Below are 16,943 nucleotides of genomic sequence, written 5' to 3' on the forward strand. Positions count from 1 at the left end.
CCCCCCCGCGCCGGCCCCGCGCCCCCCCCCCCCCCCACCAAAACCTTCCCAAGAGAGCGCGGCACCCCGCCCCCCGCCCGTCCCGCGGCAGGTGCCGACCGTTGGTCGGCACATCGTCTACCCGCCCACGGTTGGTGGGCACGCCGATCCCATCGGAGCGATCCCATGCAGGCCCTCCCCGAATACAGCGGTGGTTGCCAGTGCGGCGCGATCCGCTTCCACGTGGTCGGTGCGCTGACCCACAGCTCGATCTGCCATTGCCGGATGTGCCAGAAGGCCTTCGGCGCCTATTACGCCCCCTTGGTCTCGGTCCGTGGCAGCGACTTCCGCTGGACCCGCGGCGAGCCCCGGCGTTTCCCATCCTCCACTATGGTCCAGCGCGGCTTCTGCGCTGACTGCGGCACCCCGTTGACCTACGAAGCCCCGGATGGCGTAGCGATCGCGGCCGGCGCCTTCGATGAACCGGCCCGCCTGCCGCCGACGATCCAGTACGGGATCGAGGCCAAGCTCCCGTTCGTGGATGCCCTGGGGTCGCTCAGCGCGCTGCGCAGCGAAGAGGACGCCGAGGCCGGCGACTTCCTGTTGCATATCGTCTCCCACCAGCATCCGGACCACGACACCGCGGATTGGCCGCCGGGCTGAAGGCGGGCTGTGAACGCCCCCCGTGAACGCCCGGCAGGGCAGGGTGGGCCTTGATGCTCTACCATTACCAACCCCTTTACCGGTCCCGCCCCCCGCAATGAGCAAGCAAAGCCAGTGGATCGTCGGCGTCAACGCCGTCGCCTCTTCGATCGAGAATGATGCCGAGAACGTCCGCGAGGTCCTCATCGAGGCCGGTGCGAAGAACCCGCGTCTGACCGAGATCGAGGAAAACGCACGCCGCAAGGGCATCGACGTGCGCAAGGTGAACACCCAGGCGCTGGACGGTGTGGGCGGTTCGGTGCGTCACCAGGGCGTGGCGGCGCGCTACCAGGCCGCACGGACCTGGGGCGAGAACGAGTTGGAAGGGCTGGTGGAAGCGGCCGAGGGCAAGGCCCTGCTGCTGATCCTCGATGAGGTCCAGGACCCGCACAACCTCGGCGCCTGCCTGCGCAGCGCGGCGGCGGCCGGTGCCACGGCGGTGATCATTCCCAAGGACAAGTCGGCCTCGGTCAATGCGACCGTACGCAAGACCTCGGCCGGCGCAGCCGACCGTATCCCGGTGGTGCAGGTGACCAACCTCTCGCGCTGCCTGAAGGACCTGCAGAAGCTGGGCGTGTGGATCTACGGCCTGGCCGGTGAAGCCACCGAGTCGCTGTATGCGATCGACCTGAAGGGCAACGTGGCGCTGGTGCTGGGCGGCGAAGCCGACGGCCTGCGCCGGCTGACCCGCGAAAACTGCGATGGCCTGGTCAAGATTCCGATGCCAGGCGATATCGAGAGCCTGAACGTCTCCGTCGCCACCGGCGTGAGCCTGTTCGAAGCGGTGCGTCAGCGCGGGCTGTAACCCGCCCGCGCGAGGGGGTAGAGCCGACCGTTGGTCGGCTGCTCCAGGCGGCGAACGGCAGCCGACCAACGGTCGGCTCTACGTGGTGCATCGGCAGCCGACCAACGGTCGGCTCTACGTGGTGCATCGGCAGCCGACCAACGGTCGGCTCTACGTGCTGCATCGGCAGCCGACCAACGGTCGGCTCTACGTGCTGCATCGATAGCCGACCAACGGTCGGCTCTACGTGGTGCATCAGCCCGCGCTTCCCCCCAGCGCCTTGAACAATGTCACATCGTTGATCAACTGCCGCTGGCGCACGGAGGCCAGTGACAGCTCGGCATCGCGCCGGGTCTGCTGCGCTTCCAGCCAGGTGCGCAGGTCGGTGGCGCCGACCCGGTAGCGCACTTCATACATCCGCTCGATCTCCACCGCTTCGTCGTAGGACGCCTGCGAGGCCGCCACCTGCGTGGCGAACTGGGTGCGCGCCGACAAGGCGTTGTCCACTTCCGACAGCGCGGTGTACAGCGTGCGGCGGAACCCGTTGGCCGCGATCTGGTAGTCGGTGCCGGCCAGGCGGGTATTCAACTGGGCCTGGCGCACATTGAGGAACGGCAGCGACAGCCCCGCCCCCAAGGTGGCGACCGGATTCTTCAGCACATCCGAGAGCGAGGTGGCGCCGGTACCGACGCTGCCGGTCAGGCTCAATGCCGGGTAGTACTGGGTGGCGGTCACCTTGATGGTCTTCAGGCTGTTGCGCAGGCGCAGTTCGGCCGCGCGCAGGTCCGGGCGGCGGCCGAGCAGGTCGGCCGGCAGGCCTTCGGCGACCACCGGGCTGCCCGCCCGCGCCAGCTGTTGCGGCTCGTCGGCCAGTGCCAGCGGCTGCCCATCCAGCAGCACCGTCAACGCATTGCGCGCGGCAACGCGCTGCTGCTCCAGTGCACTCTGCGCGGCGCGCTGCGCCTCCAAACTTTGGGCAGCCTGGCGCACTTCCAGCCGCGACACCGCACCGGCATCGAAGCGGGCCTGGACCAGCTCGCGGGTGCGCTGCAGCCGCTCCAGGTTGGCCTGGCCGGCGGCAATGGACTGGTTGAGGAACGCCAGCGTCCAGTACTGCGTGGCCACGTCGCTGATCACCAGCAAGGCGGTGTTCTGCAGGTCTTCCTGGCTGGCCTGGGCTTCCCACTGGGCGATGTCGCGTTGAGTGCGCAGGCGCCCCCACAGGTCGATCTCCCATTGCAGGGACACGCCGGCCGAACTGCCGCGGTTCCAGTCCGCGCTCTGGTCGATGGGGCGGTTGCCGCTGCTGCTGACGCTGCCCGAGGGCTGCGGCCACAGCGCGTTGTCGGCGAGCCCGGCCTGCAGGCGCGCGCGCTGCACGGCCAACCCGGCCGAGACCAGGTCGGTGTTGGCGGCCAAGGCGCGATCGATCACGCGGTCCAGGCCGGTGTCGCCGAACTGGGTCCACCAGGCATCGCGGCGGACATCGGCCGTCGCCGCATGCGGTTGTTCGGTCACCGCTTCGGTGGGGGTGTTCAACGTGGCATCGCCACGGCCATAGGTCGCAGGGACCGCCGGTGCATCGAACGGGTAGCGGCCGGTGCTGACACAGGCCGACAAGGCCAGTGCGGTCACGCAGGCCAGGACCAGTGGACGCAGCGAAGCGGGGTGCAGCAGAGCAGGAGAAATCTTCATTCGCGCGCCAGCGCCTCCACGGGATCAAGTTGGGCGGCATTGCGCGCCGGAAGGAAGCCGAACGCCACGCCGATCAGGCTGGAGCAGGCAAAGGCGGCCACGATGGATGCGGTCGAGAACAGCATCTGGAAGTCCGGCGCGAATTTGCCGAACAGCCAGCCGACCACCAGGGACAGGCCGACGCCGAGCAGGCCGCCGAGCAGACACACCAGCACCGCCTCGATCAGGAACTGCTGGCGGATATCGCTCTGCCGCGCGCCGACGGCCATGCGCACGCCGATCTCGCGGGTGCGCTCGGTCACCGAGACCAGCATGATGTTCATCACGCCGATGCCGCCGACCAGCAGCGCGATCGCGGCGATGGCGCTGATCAGCAGGGTCATCGTGCGGGTGGTCTGCTCGATGGTCTGACGGATCTCGGCACTGTTGCTGAGGAAGAAGTCCTCGGTGCCGTGGCGCATGATCAGCAGCTTGGAGATGGCCGCCTGTGCGGCATCCATCGGGGTGGCGTCATCCACGCGCACGGTGATGCTGGACACATGGCTCTGGCCGAGCATGCGCGACATCACCGTGGTGTACGGCACCCACACGCTCAAGCTGGTACTGCCACCAAAGCCGAAGCTCTGCCGCTGGGCCACGCCGACCACGCGCACCGGCACGTTGCCGAGCAGGATCACCTGGCCCACCGGGTCTTCGCCGTTGGGAAAGAACTGGGTGCGGGTGTTCTCATCGATGATCGCCACCTGGGCCAGGCTGCGCATCGCATCGGTATCGAAGAAGCTGCCGGCGATCAGGGTCACGCCCTTGACCCGGAAGAACTGCTCGCCCACGCCGTTGACCTGTGCGGTGGCCGATTGATTGCGATAGCGCGCGGTTACCGAAGACGACACGCTGGGCGTGGCGCTGTCGATGTAGCTCTGCCGCCCCAGCGCGTCGGCGTCGCTGGCCTTGAGGGTCTGTACCCGGGCCGAGCGCATGTCGCCGAAACCGCGGCCGGGATACACGTCGATCGTGTTGGTGCCCAGCGCGCTGATGTTCTGCAGGATCTGCTGCTGCGAGCCATTGCCCATCGCCACCACCGAGACCACCGAGGCGATGCCGATGATGATGCCGAGCATGGTCAGGAAGGTGCGCAGGCGGTGGGCATTCATCGCCAGCAGGGCCATGCGGAACGCTTCGGTGAAACGATCCCGCGCGGCCCGCCAGCTGTGCCCCTTGCCGGCAGCCACAGTGGGCTGGCGCTGGGCGCGGTAGCTCGGCGCCTTCGGATTGATGCGGTCGGCGATGATCTCGCCGTCGCGGATCTCGATGATGCGCTGGGCGTGTTCGGCCACGCTCATGTCGTGGGTGACGATGATGATGGTGTGGCCCTCGGCATGGAGCTCGCCGAGGATGCCCATCACCTCTTCGCCGGATTTGGTGTCCAGTGCGCCGGTCGGCTCATCGGCAAGGATCACCTCGCCACCGTTCATCAGCGCCCGCGCGATCGACACGCGCTGCTGCTGGCCACCGGAGAGCTGGCCGGGTTTGTGGTTCATGCGGTCGCCCAGGCCGAGCCGCTGCAGCAGCTGTTCGGCCCGCGCGGTACGCACCGGGCCGGGGCTGCCCGCATACACCGCCGGGACGGCCACGTTGCCGCGCGCATCCAGATCGCCGAGCAGGTGGTAGCGCTGGAAAATGAAGCCGAAGTGTTCGCGGCGCAGCTCGGCCAGTTCGTCCGGCTCCATGCGGCCGGTCTCGCGGCCGGCCACCTGGTAACTGCCGCGCGTCGGCCGGTCCAGGCAGCCGAGGATGTTCATCAGCGTGGACTTGCCCGAGCCGGACTGGCCAACGATGGCGACCATCTCGCCGGCCGCGATGTCCAGATTGACGTCGCGCAGCACAGCGATCGTTTCATCGCCTGCCGGGAACTCCCGGCGCAGGTCGCGCAGCCGCAGCAGCGGCGTGCCCGTCGAGGCGCTGCTCATCGGCGCGGCCCACCCATGCCGGGGCCGCTGATCCGCACGCCGCCGCCGCCGCGGTTGCTGCTGCTGGCGCCCTGCGCGCCGCCGCCTTCGCCCACGATGACCTTGTCGCCTTCTGCCAGGCCGGACAGCACTTCGGCAGTGGCGCCGTTGTTGATGCCGATCTTGACCTTGCGCGGCGTGGGCATGCCATCGGCATCGGCCACACGCACCATGTACTGCCCGTCACGGGTTTTCGGGCCGAGCGCAACGGCCGGGATGATCAGTACGTCCTTGGCCTGCTTGAGCATCACCGAGACCTGCGCGGTCATGTCGATGCGCAGCGTGCCGTCCGGGTTTTCCACGTCGAACAGCGCGTTGTAGTAGACCGCGGTGCTGGAGCTGGAGCTGGACGAGCTGGAGCTGGACGAGCTGTCATTGGCGATCGAGGCCGGTGCCGGGTTGATCTGGCGCAGCGTGGCGTGGAACTTGCGGTCCGGCTCGCCCAGCGTGGTGAAGTACACCGGCATGCCGGCCTTGATCTTGACCACGTCCGCTTCGGAAACTTCCGCATTGACCGTGACCAGGTCCAGACGGGCCAGCATCACGATGGTCGGTGCGGTCTGGTTGGCGTTGACGGTACGGCCCTCTTCGGCGACCACCGCCACCACGGTGCCGTCCATCGGCGCGGTGATGCGGGTGTAGGCCAGGTTGGCGCGGGCGGTGCCCAGTTCGGTTTCGCGGCCGGTGATCTGTGCATCGAAGGACTGGATCTGGGCGCGCGCGGTCTTGAGCTTGGCATCGGCCGCATCGAACTCGGCGCGCGAGGTGGCCTCGGCGGCGAGCATCTGCTGCTGGCGCGCGAACTCGAGCTCGGCTTCACGCAGGCTGGCCTGCTGCACCGCGCGCTGCGCCTTGACCTGGTCCAGCGAGGCCTGGGCGTTGAGCACCTGGTTCTGCTGGGTGGTGGCGTCGATCTCGGCGATCAGGTCGCCTTCCTTGACGCTATCGCCGAGCTGGACCTTCAGCGATTTGATCTGACCGGAGGCCTGCGCACCCACGCTGACCAGCTTGTAGGCATCGATAACACCGGTGGCTTCCACCGTCTGTTCGATATCGCCACGGCTGACCGGCGAGGTCGCCAGGGTGGGTGCGGCCGGCTTGCGCAGCATCCATGCCACAATCGCGGCGATCAGGACGAGCACCACGAGCAGCAGCAGGAGGCGAGCACGGCGGGTTCTGGGCAAACGGGGCTTCACGATGATCGTCAACTCGGCAGGCCGGTGCATCGGCGTTGTCAGCATTGTGAAGATCGTTCATTGCCGGCTCAATGCTCGCCGTGTACCAAGATGTATCCCTGCGGTGCTCAACACGTTTCGTTGTGTATCTGCATCACCCTTTGAAACAGACGTACGCAAACCAGGAGATGCGGTTCAGCTCCCGACAGGGGATGATCACCGCATGGAGACTGCCAACAGCATGCACAGACTGCTGATCGTCGATGACGACAACGATATCCGCCAGCTGCTCGCCGAGCAGCTGGGCCGCGCCGGCTACCTGGTGAGCACCGCCAGCGATGGCCAGGGCATGCGCCAGCTGTTGGAGCGCGAACACGTCGACCTGATCGTGCTTGACCTCAACCTGCCGCGTGAGGACGGCCTGACCCTGTGCCGCGATCTTCGTGCGCGCTCGAGCACACCGGTGATCATGTTGACCGCGCGCAGCGAGCCGATCGATCGCGTGCTCGGCCTGGAGATGGGCGCCGACGACTATCTGGCCAAGCCGTTCGAACCGCGCGAGCTCCTCGCCCGCATCCGCAACGTGCTGCGCCGCACCGAGGCGTTGCCAGCCAACCTGGAGCCGCTGGCGATCCGCCGTGCGCGCTTCTCCAGTTGGATATTTGATCTCGAACACCGCCATCTGGTCGATCCCGATGGGCGCGTGGTGGTCTTGTCCGGCGCCGAATTCCGGCTGCTGCGTGTGTTCGTCGGGCATGCCAACAAGGTGCTGTCGCGCGAACAGCTGGTCTCGCTGAGCAGCGGCCGCAACTACGAATCGCAGGATCGCGCCATCGATCTGCAGGTCAGCCGCCTGCGCAACAAGCTGGCCGATGATGGCGGCAGCGATGGCCTGATCAAGACCGTGCGCAACGAAGGCTATGTGCTTGCGGCGGCTGTCACCCTGGAATGAAACGCCTGCGCCACTTCTTTTCCTCGATGGTGGGGCGACTGTTCGTCATCCTGCTGCTGGGCATGAGCGTGGCCGCGATCGGCGCGACCATGCTGGCCAGTACCAAGCGTCAGCAGGAGTTCGAGCGGCAGAACCTCAACCGCATCGCCGACCGCCTGCAGGGGTTCGTGAATCTGCTGGACGGCAATCCGGAGCTGCGCCAGCGGCTGCTCACCAGTGGCGGGCCGAGTGTGCGGCAGCTGCCGGAGGGGGCACGCATCGGCCGACCCGATGCCGCGCTGATGGAGATCCTCGATGACCGGCCCGGCCCGGTGGCGAGCAGCCAGGTGGCTTTCACCTCCTTCCGCTCCTGCCTGCCGCGGCTGCCGGAGCTGCTGCCGCCGCCGCCGCGCGACAAAGAAAAGATGCGGCACCCGCCGCGTGAGCGCGACCCGGCCTTCATCCCACCCAAGTGCCGCGTGGTCACGCTGCAGCTGACCGATGGCACACCGCTGCGGCTGGCGCTGGATTCCCCCGCCGTCGCGCACAATGGTGTGCTCGCCGTGGACCCGTTGTTCCTGACCTTGCTGGTCGTGGCGATCGCGATCCTGGCCTACATCGTGGCGCGGATGGCCAGCGCCCCGCTGCAGCGGTTGGCCGATGCCGCCGCCGCGCTGGGCGATGACCTGCAGGGCGCCCCGATGCCCGTGACCGGTCCGTTCGAGGTCCGCCGGGCCGCGGAGGCGTTCAACGCCATGCAGAAGCGGCTGCAGCGCCACCTTGGTGAGCGCACCCAGATGCTGGCGGCGATCACCCATGATCTGCAGACACCGGTGACGCGCTTGCGGCTGCGGCTGGAGAACGTCACCGATGAGACCTTGCGTGAACGCCTGATCGCCGATCTCGGCGCGATGCAGGCGCTGATCCGTGAAGGTCTGGAGCTGGCCCGCAGCGCCGAGAGCGCTGAACAACGTGCCGCGCTGGACCTGGATTCGCTGCTGGAGAGCATCGTCGAAGATGCCGCCGAAGCCGGCGCCGATGTCCATTTCGAGCAGCCCAGCGGGGCGGTGCTGATGCTGCGCCCCTTGGCGATGCACCGCCTGTTCTCCAACCTGGTCGACAACGCGGTGATGTATGGCCAGAGCGCACGCGTGCGGGTGGAGCAGGCCGGGCAGGACGTGGAGGTGCGCATCCGCGACAGCGGCCCCGGCCTGGCCGAGGACGAACTGGAAGCGGTGTTCGACCCGTTCGTGCGGCTGGAGACCTCGCGCTCGCGCCAGACCGGTGGTGCCGGGCTGGGGCTGACCATCGCCCGGGCATTGGCCGAAAAGGACGGCGCGACGCTGCACCTGCGCAACCATCCGCAGGGCGGGCTGGAAGCGATCGTCCGCTGGGCGGCGCCGGCGCGGGCGGCGGCGGGGCCACGCGGGGGCTGACGCCGGTCCCCCAAACCGAAAGGATTTGCCTACTATGGGCATCTCTTTCCAGCGTCTCCCCCATGAGAGCGTACGACTCTGCCAGCCATCGCGCTGGTGCACGGCCGTTCCCCCCATGCACACGGCGCCTGCCCAAGGTTGATCCATACGGATGAGCGATCGGGGGGGCAGGATCCGGTGGCGGCCGGCACACGTGAAGTTCTTGGGCATGCCAACGCTGCAGGCCGCAGCGCTGTGGCTGTTGCTGCTGTGCGCGCTGCCATGGTCGCTGTCGGCGCAGGATGGGCCGCCGCCGCTGCGCGATTACGCCATCGACGTCTGGACCTCGCGCAACGGGCTGCCGCACAACTCCCTGCGTGATATCGCGCAGACGCCCGAAGGGCACCTGTGGTTTGCGACCTGGGAGGGGCTGGTCCGGTACAACGGCCTGGACTTCACCGTGTTCGACCGCAGCACCACCCCGGGCCTGCGCGACAACGGGGTCGGGGCGTTGCTGGTGGACCGCAGTGGCGGCTTGTGGATCAGTGATTCGCGCGGCAACGTGACCCGCCGGGGGGCGGATGGCCGCTGGCAGGTGTGGGAACACCGCGCCGACACACCGCAGGTGCTGATCCAGGCCATGCAGATGGACAGCCATGGGCGCCTGTGGCTGCTGTACGAAGGCAAGGGGATTGCCAGTCTGGGCCCCGACGGTACCTTCGATTACCAGGCGCCACCGGCCGACGTGCCGTTGGCGATGAGCTTCACCAAGCTGGTCGTGGATGCCCAGGACCGGGTCTGGGTCGGCACCCTGGATGGCCTGGTGGTGCGCGACAACGACGGGGTCCTGCGCCGGGCACCGGAGAGCTTCGGTCTGGGCCGTGGGCTGGTCTGGCCCTATCGTGCGCCGGATGGCGTGATGTGGGTGGTGGCCAGCGAGCGCATCTACCGCATGCAGGATGGCGTGCCTTTGCTGCAGCATCGCCTGCCCGGCGCGACCCACATCACGGCCATGCTGCAGGACCGCCACGGCGACCTGTGGCTGGGGACCGAAAACCAGGGCCTGCTGCGGCTGTCCCGGCACGGGCTGGAGCGGTTGCCGGCCGGGCTGTCCTTGCCCGGCGGGCGCGTGGTCAGCCTGCGAGAAGACGCCGAAGGCAGCATCTGGGTAGGCGCCAACGGTGGCCTGTATCGCCTGCGCGAAACCCTGTTCAGCAGCTACACCGAACGCGACGGGCTCAGTGGTGATTACGTCCGCACCGTCTTCGAGGATCGCCAACGGCAGCTCTGGATCGGCAGTGCGCGCGGGCTTGATCGCCGCGATGCCCAGGGCAACTTCAGTCCGGTGCCGCTGCGCAACAACGTCGGCAAGAGCCCCTCGGTGCTGAGCCTGGCCCAGGACCGTGACGGTGATCTGTGGGTGGGGACCTTCGGCGATGGCATCTTCCGGGTCGGCGAGAACGGGCAACCGCGGCGGACGTACGGCAGCGCCGACGGCCTGTTGGGGGGCAACATCCGCGCGATCAGCATCGACCGTGACGGGGTGATCTGGGCCGGCACCCAGAAAGGCGTGGTCCGCATCGTCGCCGACAAGGCCGAGCCGGTGGCCTTTCCCGGCATGCCCACCGGGCTGACCACCGCGCTGGCGCACGATGCCGAAGGCGCCCTGTGGATCGGCACCATCGAGGGCATCCGCGTGTTGCGCGGCAACCGCGTGCAGGTGATCGATCTGGAGGCACTGGGTGGTGGCCGCAGCGTGTTCGGCTTCCAGCAGATCGGCGATGCGATGTGGGTCAGCACCGATCGCGGCCTGTACCGCTACCAGGAAGGCAAGCTGGCACGGGTCGGCCTGGAGCAGGGCATGCCGGTGGATACGGTCTTCCAGTTGATTCCCGATCGCGTGGGCAACGTCTGGATCAGCAGCAACCGCGGCGTACTGCGGACCGACATGGCCATGCTCAACGCCGTTGCCGACGGGCGTGCCGCACGGGTCGAGGTCGAGCATTACAACGAGATCGACGGCATGGCCAACTCACAGGCCAACGGCAGTTCCGGCCCCTCGGCAATCCTGCGCCAGGACGGCACCTTCTGGGTGGTCACGGCCGGCGGGCTGAGCACCGTCGATCCACTGCGCCTGCAGCGTTTCCGTGAGCGCCTGGCGCCACCGGCGGTGATCGAGACCGTGCTTGTCGATGGCGTGCCACTGCACTGGCAGGGCAGCGACCACAACACGATCCCGGGCGGGCGACGCCTGAGCGTGAGCTATGTGGGGCTGAGTTACCTGCTTTCCGAGCGCATCCGCTACCGCACCCGCCTGGAAGGACTGGACAAGGGCTGGGTCGAGCGTGGCCAGCAGCGCAGCGTGGAATTCATCGGCCTGCCGCCGGGCGACTACACGCTGCACGTTTCCGCCGCGCATCCAGGTGGTGTCTGGAGCGACAGCGAAGCGGTCTGGGAATTCACGGTGGAGCCGTTCCTGTGGCAGCGCCACAGCGTGCAGTTGATCGCCGCGCTGTTGTTGCTGGCTGGGCTGGTGGCGCTGTACCGGTATCTGATCAACCGCTACAAGGCCAGCAACGTGCGGCTGGCGCGGATGGTGCAGGAAGCCACGCTGGATCTGCAGACCCAGACGGTCAACCTGCAGGCACTCAATCAGGAAAAGACCGAACTGGCCGACCGCCTGGCGGTGCAGGCCGAGGCGTTCGAGCGGCAGGCCCGTGAGGATGCGCTGACCGGTCTACCGAACCGGCGTGCATTCGATGAAGCACTGGCGCGCGATTTCGCCCGTTCGCAGCGCAGCCGCCACCCGTTGTGCCTGGTGGTGCTGGACATCGATCACTTCAAGGAAGTGAACGACCGGCACAGCCATTCGGTGGGCGACGTGGTGCTGGTGGAAGTGGCGCGTCTGTTGGCCTCGGCCTGCCGCGATTCGGACATGCCGGCGCGGACCGGTGGCGAGGAATTCGCGCTGCTGCTCAACGACACCCGCCTGGATGAGGCGGCCCAGGTCTGCGCGCGCCTGCGTGGGTTGTTCCATGATCATCCGGACTGGGCCGGTATTCCGGGCCTGAACGTCACCTTCAGCGCCGGTCTGGTCGAACTGGACGCTGCCGACCGCACGCCGATGCTGCTCTACCAGCGCGCCGATCGCGCGCTGTACCGCGCCAAGAGCGAAGGGCGCGACAGGACCGCTATCGGGTGATGCTGCTCAGGGGCGCGGCCAGCTGTTGGCGACCTTGCAGAACAGTTTGGCGGTCTGCTCGGTGTCGTACACCGCGCTGTGCGCTTCATCGGCATCCCAGCCCAGCCCGGCGGCGGTGGCGGCGCGTGCCAGTACGGTCTGCCCGTAGGCGATGCCGCCGAGGGTGACGGTGTCGAACACGCTGAAGGGATGGAACGGGTTGCGCTTGTGGCCGGTACGATTGACGGCCGCATTGACGAAGCCCAGATCGAAGTGGGCGTTGTGCCCGACCAGGATCGCGCGCTGGCAACCGTACTTTTTCATCGCCGCCCGGATCGGGGCAAAGATGTGGTCCAGCGCATCGCGCTCGACCTTGGCCAGCCGGAACGGGTGATCCAGGATGATCCCGGTGATTTCCAGCGATTTGGGATCGATCTCCAGGCCTTCGGCCGGCACCACGTGGGCGCTGGCGGTCTGGCCGGGATAGAGCAGGCCGTTCTCGTCCATCTCGATCGGAACGGCGGCGATCTCCAGCAGGGCGTGGCGATCAGAATCGAATCCACCGGTCTCCACGTCCACCGCCACCGGCAGGAAGCCGCGGAAGCGGGTTGCCATCAAGCGCTGGGCAGCAGCGGGCAGTGCGTCGGCTGCTGCCGGCGCGTCGGAGCGGGGGAGGTCGTCAGTCATCGCACCAGTTTAGCAGAGCGGCCTGTACCCCCCCTGCGCTCAGGCCAGGGCAGGGGGACGCCCGCGGCCGCGGCGCAGCAGGTGATCCAGGCTCAACGGGCCCGCGCCCTGCACGGCCAGAGGCAGCAGCATGGCCAGGAACAGCAGCGGCAGTTTGAAGTTGCCAAAGCCCTGATCGGTGATGACATAGCCCATCGCCAGCTCGGCCAGACCATCCCAGTGCATCGGCCAGTGCACGGCGGCGGTGGCGACCACGGTCAGCACGAGCAGGCAGCTGGCGGCCAGGCGGGTCCCCAGCCCGAGCAGCAGGCAGACTGCGCCAACCAGCTCGAACCAGGTGGCCAGCTGCCAGTTGAGGGTGGCCGGCAGCTGATCGAACGGAAACGGGAAGGCCTGCTGCAGGTCCTCGAACCAGTTCTGGCCACGCAGTTTTTCACGGCCGGACTCGAAATACTCCCAGCCCATCAGCAGGCGCAGGCCGAGCGGGGCCAACCACGGGCCGAGGCGATCCAGCCGGTCGCGCAGGGCGAGCAGGGGCGGTGACTTCATCGATGCGATTCCTGTGTGGAAGGGTCAGGTGGCGGGCGCAGCGGGCCCGATCACGCCGTTGTCGTGGAATTGGCGCAGCAGGGCGGCGCCGGGCAGGCGCAAGGCATCGGCCGCCATGCCGTGCGTCTGCGCGAGCTGCTGCAGGTAAGTGGCCCCTGTGCTGCCGGGGTGCTGGCCGATCTGCTCCAGCAACCGTGCGGCCATGGGGCTGACCACGGCGAAGCGGACCTGGCCATCAGGGTCGCGCCGGACCAGCAGCCCGGTCGGCTCGGGGGCCGGCTGGGAAGGCGCGTCATCGGCGCCGAGCCGATGCACCGGCCACTGATAGAGCAGTGGCCAGGCCAGCGGCGAGCGCTGCAGCGACGCGTGCATGGGGTCCATGCCCGGTGAGGGCGGCAGGGGCTGCGCGTCCAACTGGTAGAGGGCCGTTTCCACCCACTCGTAATGGGCCAGTTCGGCCAACGCCGGGTGCGGCAGCGCGGCTTGATGGTGCAGCCACTGCACGAACTCGGCGGCCAGTTCGGTGAACAACGGCGTCTGCGCCGGGTGGCCGGCAAGGAAGCGCCGGACCAGGGTGGCCCACGCCGTGTCACCCAGCAGCTGGACGCATACCGGGAAACCGTTGCCGAGCAGCCCCAGTACAGTGTTGAAGACCAACCGCTGGTAGATGGCCAGCCGGCGCGGGTCCATGCCCTCGGGTGCGGCGATATGGTCCGGGTCGCGCAGATGCGCGGTGAACGCTCTCTGCTGTGCGTGCAGGCGCGCCGGGGCGTCAGTCATGTCCGTTCCCGGCATGGGCGGCCATCAGCTGGCGGATGTGCTGCAGTTCGCCGCGTAGTTCGGCATACGGCGGAAAATTGAAATCACGTTCCAGCAGCGTCGGGCGTCCACCGATGCGCGCATAGGTGCGGGCGAGCAGGTCCCAGACCGGATCGATCACCGCGCTGCCATGGGTGTCGATCTTCAGATCGGGCGCCTCGTCCAGATGGCCGGCGACATGCAGGCACACGATGCGGGCGGCCGGCAGCCCGGCGATGAACGCATCGGCGTCGTAGCCGTGGTTGCAGGCGTTGACGTAGACATTGTTGACGTCCAGCAGCAGATCGCAATCGGCCTCGGCCAGCACGGCATTGGTGAAGGCCAGTTCGTCCATGGCCGGTTCCGGGGCGAGGTAGTAGGACACGTTCTCCACGGCAATGCGCCGGCCCAGCAGGTCCTGCACGCGGGCGATGCGTGATGCAGTGTGGCGTACGGCCTCGTCGGTGAAGGGGATCGGCAGGAGATCGTAGAGGTGACCTTCATCACTGCAGTAGCTCAGGTGTTCGCTGTACAGCGGCACGTTGTGCCGCGCCAGGAAGCGTGCTACCTGTTCCAGCAGCACGGTATCCAGCGGCGCGGTGCTGCCCAGCGAGAGCGACAGCCCATGGCAGGTCAGCGGGTGGCGCGTGGCCAGTTCGGCGAGTGCGTCGCCGGCCGGCCCACCGATACCGATCCAGTTTTCCGGCGCGCATTCGAGGAAGTCGATATCGCCGGCGGGCGCGTCACGCAGGTCCTGCAGCAGGGCGCGGCGCAAACCCAGTCCGGTCGCCGCCGCAGGCAGCGGCGACCGGGCCAGGCCAGTGGCGAAGGCGTCAGTGCTTGGCACCGCACTTGCCTTCGCCGCATTTGCCTTCCGCTGCCTTCTTGTCGCCAGCGGTCGTTGCCTTGGCGCCGGCAGCCTTGCCCTTGTCGGCGCCGCACTTGCCTTCCCCGCACTTGCCTTCGGCGGCCTTGGCACCGGTGGTCGCGGCCTTGTCGCCTGCCTTGGTGCCGGCCTTGTCGCCATGCGCACCGCACTTGCCTTCGCCACACTTGCCTTCGCCGGCCTTGGTCGCTGCCTGGCCAGCCACCAGGTAGCCTTGGGCCAGCTCGGTCATGCTCAAGGCGGATGCCGAGGCGGTGACGCCCAGGCCTGCGGCCAGCGCAGTGGCCGCCAGCAGGGACAGCGAACGGGTGGGTGTGCTCATCGGGTAACGCTCCTTGGAATGGGCCGGGGCCCGGGATGGCTGCGTGGGGGCAGCAGGTGCGGCCATGGTGGACCGACCCGACTCATCGAATCCTCACACAGGATTCAACGTTTCGTGAAGTGTGGGGGATTGCCATCATGGCAACGCAACAGCAAGGCAAAAAAAAACCGCCACCCGGAGGCAGCGGCTTCTTCTTCCTGCGCTTCAGGCAGACCTCAGACGTGATCGGTACTGCTGGTCTCGTCGCGCTTCTCGCGCGGCGGCAGTACCTGCTCGCCATGCACCAGGAACCAGACGTTCTCGGCGATGTTGGTGGCATGGTCGCCCACGCGCTCCAGGTTCTTGGCCATGAACAGCAGGTGGGTGCACGGGGTGATGTTGCGCGGGTCTTCCATCATGTAGGTCAGCAGCTCGCGGAACAGCGCGGTGTACTGCGCGTCCAGGCGGGCGTCGTCGTCGCGCAGTTCCAGCGCCGCGGCGGCGTCGTTGTCGCGGTAGGCCTCGATCGCGCGGCGCACCTGCTGTGCGGCCAGTCGGCCCAGGGCGCGCAGCCCCTGGATCTGCGGCAGCGGTGGCACCTTGCTCAGGGCGATCGAGCGCTTGGCCACGTTGGCGGCGTAATCGCCGATGCGTTCGATGTCGGCCGGAATGCGCAGGCCGGCCAGGATCTCGCGCAGGTCGCGTGCCATCGGCCCGCGCAGCGCCAGGCGCATCACGTCGTGGCTGATGTGCTGCTCAAGCTGGTCGATGGCTTCATCGTTGGCGATGATGCGCTGGGCGGCGTTCTCGTCGCGCTTCTCGATGACGTCCATGGACGCCTCCAGCTGCGCGACGGCCATCTCGCCCATCCGCACGATCTCGGCCACCAGGCGCTGCTGCTCTTCGTCGTAGCTCTTGACGATGTGGTCGTTGGGAAGATTCATGGTCTGCAATCCGGGTAGAGCCAGGCCGTGCCTGGCTGGGACATTTGGTGAGGGAACAGCACCGATCAACCGAAACGACCGGTGATGTAATCCTCGGTCTGCTGCTTGTTGGGCTGCGAGAAGATCACTTCGGTGCGGTCGTGCTCGATCAGGTCGCCCAGGTACATGAAGGCGGTGTAATCGGACACGCGCGCGGCCTGCTGCATGTTGTGGGTCACGATCACGATCGTGTAATCGTGCTTGAGCTCTTCGACCAGCTGCTCGATGCGGCTGGTGGAGATCGGGTCCAGCGCGGAGGTCGGCTCGTCGAGCAGCAGCACGTCCGGGCGCAGGGCCACGGCGCGGGCGATGCACAGACGCTGCTGCTGGCCACCGGACAGGCCCAGCGCGCTCTGGTTGAGCTTGTCCTTCACCTCGTCCCACAGTGCGCCCTGGCGCAGGGCCTGCTCGACGCGATCGGTCATCTCCGACTTGGAAAGCTTCTCGTGGTGGCGGATGCCGTAGGCCACGTTCTCGAAGATGGTCATCGGGAACGGCACCGGCTTCTGGAACACCATGCCGACCTTGCTGCGGAGGCGGTTCATCGGGTACTTCGGCGAGAGGATGTTCTCCCCGTCCAGCATCACTTCACCCCGGGCTTCCAGCTTGGGGTACAGCGCGTAGATGCGGTTGAAGATGCGCAGCAGGGTGGACTTGCCGCAGCCGGAGGGACCGATCAGCGCGGTGACGCGCTTTTCCGGAATCTCCAGGTCGATGCCCTTCAGCGCATGGAACTTGTCGTAGTAGAAATCCAGCCCGCGTGCGGCCAGCTTGATCGGCGCCGGGGTGTGCAGGCTTTCATGCGAAGCCGGGACAACGATGCGCTGCATCGGCACGGCGTTGGAGAGATCGTTCATGGCGATGTCCGTGG

At 67.6% G+C, this 16,943-nt stretch carries 15 protein-coding genes; 5 read left to right on the forward strand and 10 right to left on the reverse strand.

Going from position 1 to position 16,943, the window contains the following annotated elements; genetic code table 11:
* Nucleotides 1-165: 165 nt before the first annotated feature.
* Both ABE472_RS16510 and rlmB read left to right on the forward strand, forming a co-directional pair.
* On the forward strand, nt 166-642 hold the full coding sequence (locus tag ABE472_RS16510; RefSeq protein ID WP_313217742.1) for a GFA family protein: 477 nt from the start codon (nt 166-168) through the stop codon (nt 640-642).
* A 97-nt stretch (nt 643-739) separates the two neighbouring features.
* Nucleotides 740-1,486, forward strand: coding sequence for a 23S rRNA (guanosine(2251)-2'-O)-methyltransferase RlmB (rlmB, locus tag ABE472_RS16515; RefSeq protein ID WP_019184367.1), 747 nt, complete (start codon nt 740-742; stop codon nt 1,484-1,486).
* 234 nt (nt 1,487-1,720) lie between these two features.
* Here rlmB and ABE472_RS16520 read toward each other — a convergent pair whose 3' ends face one another.
* The 3 genes from ABE472_RS16520 to ABE472_RS16530 are packed head-to-tail and all read right to left on the reverse strand — an operon-like array spanning nt 1,721 to nt 6,392.
* Nucleotides 1,721-3,160 (reverse strand): TolC family protein, encoded by a 1,440-nt coding sequence (locus ABE472_RS16520; RefSeq protein ID WP_346466651.1) that lies wholly within the window; start codon nt 3,158-3,160, stop codon nt 1,721-1,723.
* A complete protein-coding gene (locus tag ABE472_RS16525) occupies nt 3,157-5,127 on the reverse strand; it encodes a MacB family efflux pump subunit (protein WP_346466652.1) in 1,971 nt (656 codons plus the stop codon). Before ABE472_RS16525 ends, ABE472_RS16520 begins: the two co-directional genes overlap by 4 nt.
* Nucleotides 5,124-6,392, reverse strand: coding sequence for an efflux RND transporter periplasmic adaptor subunit (locus tag ABE472_RS16530; protein ID WP_346464547.1), 1,269 nt, complete (start codon nt 6,390-6,392; stop codon nt 5,124-5,126). The genes ABE472_RS16525 and ABE472_RS16530 overlap by 4 nt, the downstream gene beginning before the upstream one ends.
* A 172-nt stretch (nt 6,393-6,564) precedes the next feature.
* Here ABE472_RS16530 and ABE472_RS16535 point away from each other — a divergent pair, with 172 nt between their 5' ends.
* From ABE472_RS16535 to ABE472_RS16545, 3 genes are all read left to right on the forward strand, one after another.
* Nucleotides 6,565-7,293: a response regulator transcription factor gene (locus ABE472_RS16535; RefSeq protein WP_121041545.1), complete on the forward strand. Its 729-nt coding sequence runs from the start codon at nt 6,565-6,567 to the stop codon at nt 7,291-7,293.
* Nucleotides 7,290-8,708: an ATP-binding protein gene (locus ABE472_RS16540; protein WP_313211684.1), complete on the forward strand. Its 1,419-nt coding sequence runs from the start codon at nt 7,290-7,292 to the stop codon at nt 8,706-8,708. The genes ABE472_RS16535 and ABE472_RS16540 overlap by 4 nt, the downstream gene beginning before the upstream one ends.
* A 208-nt stretch (nt 8,709-8,916) precedes the next feature.
* Nucleotides 8,917-11,889, forward strand: coding sequence for a two-component regulator propeller domain-containing protein (locus tag ABE472_RS16545; RefSeq protein WP_313211686.1), 2,973 nt, complete (start codon nt 8,917-8,919; stop codon nt 11,887-11,889).
* Nucleotides 11,890-11,895: 6 nt separating this feature from the next.
* Here the strand turns inward: ABE472_RS16545 and rnt are convergent, their stop codons facing one another.
* The 7 genes from rnt to pstB all read right to left on the reverse strand — a co-directional run bounded on the left by rnt (nt 11,896) and on the right by pstB (nt 16,929).
* The gene (gene rnt, locus ABE472_RS16550; RefSeq protein WP_088433103.1) at nt 11,896-12,483 is read right to left on the reverse strand and encodes a ribonuclease T; all 588 of its coding nucleotides are present in this window, start codon (nt 12,481-12,483) and stop codon (nt 11,896-11,898) included.
* A gap of 111 nt (nt 12,484-12,594) precedes the next feature.
* Entirely contained in the window at nt 12,595-13,104 is a 510-nt protein-coding gene (locus ABE472_RS16555; RefSeq protein WP_346466653.1) for a DoxX family protein, read from the reverse strand.
* 24 nt (nt 13,105-13,128) lie between these two features.
* The gene (locus ABE472_RS16560) at nt 13,129-13,884 is read right to left on the reverse strand and encodes a putative DNA-binding domain-containing protein (RefSeq protein WP_313211688.1); all 756 of its coding nucleotides are present in this window, start codon (nt 13,882-13,884) and stop codon (nt 13,129-13,131) included.
* A complete protein-coding gene (locus ABE472_RS16565; RefSeq protein WP_346466654.1) occupies nt 13,877-14,749 on the reverse strand; it encodes a DUF692 domain-containing protein in 873 nt (290 codons plus the stop codon). Before ABE472_RS16565 ends, ABE472_RS16560 begins: the two co-directional genes overlap by 8 nt.
* Nucleotides 14,736-15,110, reverse strand: coding sequence for a hypothetical protein (locus ABE472_RS16570; protein WP_313217755.1), 375 nt, complete (start codon nt 15,108-15,110; stop codon nt 14,736-14,738). The genes ABE472_RS16565 and ABE472_RS16570 overlap by 14 nt, the downstream gene beginning before the upstream one ends.
* Nucleotides 15,111-15,325: 215 nt before the next feature.
* The gene (phoU, locus tag ABE472_RS16575; protein WP_346466655.1) at nt 15,326-16,033 is read right to left on the reverse strand and encodes a phosphate signaling complex protein PhoU; all 708 of its coding nucleotides are present in this window, start codon (nt 16,031-16,033) and stop codon (nt 15,326-15,328) included.
* Between the two features lie 65 nt (nt 16,034-16,098).
* Nucleotides 16,099-16,929 carry a phosphate ABC transporter ATP-binding protein PstB gene (pstB, locus tag ABE472_RS16580; protein ID WP_313211720.1) on the reverse strand — a complete coding sequence of 277 codons (831 nt, stop codon included), beginning with the start codon at nt 16,927-16,929 and terminating at the stop codon, nt 16,099-16,101.
* Nucleotides 16,930-16,943: the final 14 nt, after the last annotated feature.

This window comes from Stenotrophomonas sp. TWI809, assembly GCF_039673205.1.
Lineage (GTDB): Bacteria > Pseudomonadota > Gammaproteobacteria > Xanthomonadales > Xanthomonadaceae > Stenotrophomonas.